Source organism: Streptomyces sp. HSW2009 (assembly GCF_040240285.1).
GTDB lineage: Bacteria > Actinomycetota > Actinomycetes > Streptomycetales > Streptomycetaceae > Streptomyces.
In genome coordinates this window covers 1-3,069 of record NZ_JBEHZD010000754.1, presented here as the reverse complement: position 1 = coordinate 3,069, position 3,069 = coordinate 1, and the positions used below count along the sequence as shown (strand labels likewise).

Below are 3,069 nucleotides of genomic sequence, written 5' to 3'. Positions count from 1 at the left end.
TTTAATCAACCGGCCACCCCCGAGATCTCCACACGGCTTATCGGCGGCAGCGTCAGATGTGAATAAGAGACCGGGACGGCGACCCGACCCGCATCAGCCCGGCCGGCGGCTCACCACTCCAGCACCCAGGGCGTGCCCGTCGAGGCGAAGTGGCCCACGTTCACGCACTCGGTGCTGCCCACCCGCATCCGGCGGGCCAGCGGCTGGTGCACGTGGCCGAAGAGTGCGTAGGCCGGCCGGGTGGTTCGGATCGCGTCCAGGACGGCCGAGCTGCCGCGCTCGAAGCGGCGGGCGACCGTGTCGTAACACAGCTCGGGCACGTCGGGCGGGATGTGCGTGCACAACACGTCGACCTCGCCGAGCGCGGCGATCTTGGCCGCGTACGTCTCGTCGTCGATCTCGTACGGGGTGCGCATGGGTGTGCGCAGCCCGCCGCCGACGAAGCCGAAGACGCGCCCGCCGATCTCCACCCGCTCGCCGTCCAGGACGGTGGTGCCGGGGCCGGCGTACTCGGGCCACAGCGACGGGATGTCCACGTTGCCGTACGTGGCGTAGGTCGGCGTCGGGAAGGCGGCGAAGAGGTCCGCGTACTGCGCGCGCACCGCGCTCTCGATGGCCACCTCGCGGCTGCCGCCGGTGCGCGCCTCCAGTTCGGCCCAGAGTTCGCGGCCGAAGGTGCGGGCCTCCTCGAAGCGGCGGGCGGTGCGCAGCGCCACGATGCGGTCGGCGTTCTCGACGCCGAACAACCGGGGGAAGATGCCGCGCGAGTGGTCCGCGTAGTCGAGGAAGAGCACCAGGTCGCCCAGGCAGATCAGGGCATCGGCCCCGGTGCCCGCCTTGCCGAGGTCTTGACTGTTGCCATGCACATCACTGACCACGTGAACTCGCATGCGACACACCTTAGAACCGTTAAGTCGCCCGCAGGAAGGGCCCCCACCTGCGGTTACTTCCGCGTCACCCCCGTTTGGGACTACTGTGCGCGAAGCCACCTCCGTTATGTGTGACGCATAAGACATCTCAGCATGACCCCTATCCCCCTAGCCGTACCGATGGGTAACGTCCGGGCAGTCCCTATCGCACTGCCTTGATGGACCGCAGCCGAGGTAGCACGCCACGGCCTTGTGGCGCCGGCGCCCGACGAGGAGCAGCAGTCTTGCGCGAGTTCAGCCTCCCGGCCCTCTACGAAGTGCCGGCCGACGGCAATCTGACGGACCTCATCCGGCGCAACGCCGCCCAACATCCAGACGTCGCCGTGCTGGGCCGCAAGGTCGGGGACCAGTGGCAGGACGTGTCGGCCGCGGAATTCCTCGCCGAGGTGCGCGCCGCGGCCAAGGGACTGATCGCCGCCGGCATCCGCCCGGGTGACCGGGTCGGCCTGATGTCGCGTACCCGGTACGAGTGGACCTTGCTGGACTTCGCGATCTGGAGCGCGGGCGGCGTGGTCGTCCCCGTCTACGAGACCAGCTCGGCCGAACAAGTGCAGTGGATTCTGGGCGACTCGGGCGCCGTGGCCTGCGTGGTGGAGACGCCGGAACACCTGCGCGTGGGGGAGGCGGTGCGCGACCGGCTGCCGGGGCTCGGGCAGGTGTGGCAGATCGAGGGGGGCGCGCGCGCGGCGCGCGCGACCGCCGGTGCCGACGTCAGCGACCAGGCGGTGGACGAGCGCAGCGCGGTGGCCACGGCCGACTCGCCGGCGACCCTCGTCTACACCTCGGGCACCACCGGGCGGCCCAAGGGCTGTGTGCTGACCCACCGCAGCTTCTTCGCCGAGTGCGGCAACGCGGTGGAGCGGCTGAAGCCGATCTTCCGTACCGACGAGTCGTCCGTACTGCTGTTCCTGCCGGTGGCGCACGTCTTCGGGCGGCTGATCCAGGTGGCGTCGGTGCTGGCACCGGTCAAGCTCGGGCACGTGGCCGACGTGAAGACGCTGACCACCGAATTGGCCGCGTTCCGCCCGACGCTGATCCTCGGCGTGCCGCGGGTCTTCGAGAAGGTCTACAACGCGGCCCGGGCCAAGGCGCAGGCGGACGGCAAGGGCAAGATCTTCGACCGGGCGGCCGAGTCCGCGATCGCCTACAGCCGGGCCCTGGACGCCCCCGGCGGCGTGCCGCTCGGCGTACGGCTGCGGCACAAGCTCTTCGACGTCCTGGTCTTCCGCAAGCTCCGTGCGGTGCTCGGCGGCCGGGCCACGCACGCGATCTCCGGCGGCGCGCCGCTGGGCGAGCGGCTCGGCCACTTCTACCGCGGCATCGGGCTGACCGTCCTGGAGGGCTACGGGCTCACCGAGTCCTGCGGGGCCACCACCTTCAACCCGTGGGACCGGCAGAAGATCGGCACGGTCGGGCAGCCGCTGCCCGGTTCGGTGGTGCGCATCGCGGACGACGGTGAGGTGCTGCTGCACGGCGAGCACCTGTTCAGCGGCTACTGGAACAACGAGGCGGCCACCGCGGAGGCGCTGTCCGACGGCTGGTTCCACACCGGCGACATCGGCACGCTGGACGAGGACGGCTATCTGACCATCACCGGCCGGAAGAAGGAGATCCTGGTGACGGCCGGCGGCAAGAACGTCGCCCCAGCCGTCATCGAGGACCGCATCCGGGCCCACGCGCTGGTCGCCGAGTGCATGGTGGTGGGCGACGCGCGGCCGTTCGTCGGCGCGCTGATCACACTGGACGAGGAGTTCCTGCCGCGCTGGGCGGCCGAACAGGGCAAGGCCGACGCCGCCCCGGCCGCGCTGCGCGCCGACCCCGAACTGCTGGCCGAGATCCAGCGTGCGGTGGACGACGGCAACGCGGCGGTCTCCAAGGCCGAGTCGGTCCGCAAGTTCCGCATCCTGGCGACGCAGTTCACCGAGGACTCGGGCCACGTGACGCCGTCGATGAAGCTCAAGCGCAACGTGGTGGCCAAGGACTTCGCCGACGAGATCGAGGCCATCTACCGCGCCTGATCCGGGCCGGCCGACGGCGTCGGGGAGCGGCGCGCGGTGCCGGCGGGCGCGTGGCCGCCCCCCCCCCCGACCCGCGCCCCCCCCCCCCCCGGCCCGGCCGGCCGGTGGGCCCCCCCGGGGGG

Annotated in this window: 2 protein-coding genes; one reads left to right on the top strand and one right to left on the bottom strand. The window is 71.5% G+C overall.

Annotated features, from left to right (window positions below):
- Window positions 1-110: 110 nt before the first annotated feature.
- The gene (locus AAHZ94_RS31765; protein ID WP_349997174.1) at window positions 111-890 is read right to left on the bottom strand and encodes a metallophosphoesterase family protein; all 780 of its coding nucleotides are present in this window, start codon (window positions 888-890) and stop codon (window positions 111-113) included.
- Between the two features lie 263 nt (window positions 891-1,153).
- On the opposite strand from AAHZ94_RS31765, the gene AAHZ94_RS31760 reads away from it, so the two are divergent.
- Window positions 1,154-2,947: an AMP-dependent synthetase/ligase gene (locus AAHZ94_RS31760; protein WP_349997173.1), complete on the top strand. Its 1,794-nt coding sequence runs from the start codon at window positions 1,154-1,156 to the stop codon at window positions 2,945-2,947.
- Window positions 2,948-3,069: the final 122 nt, after the last annotated feature.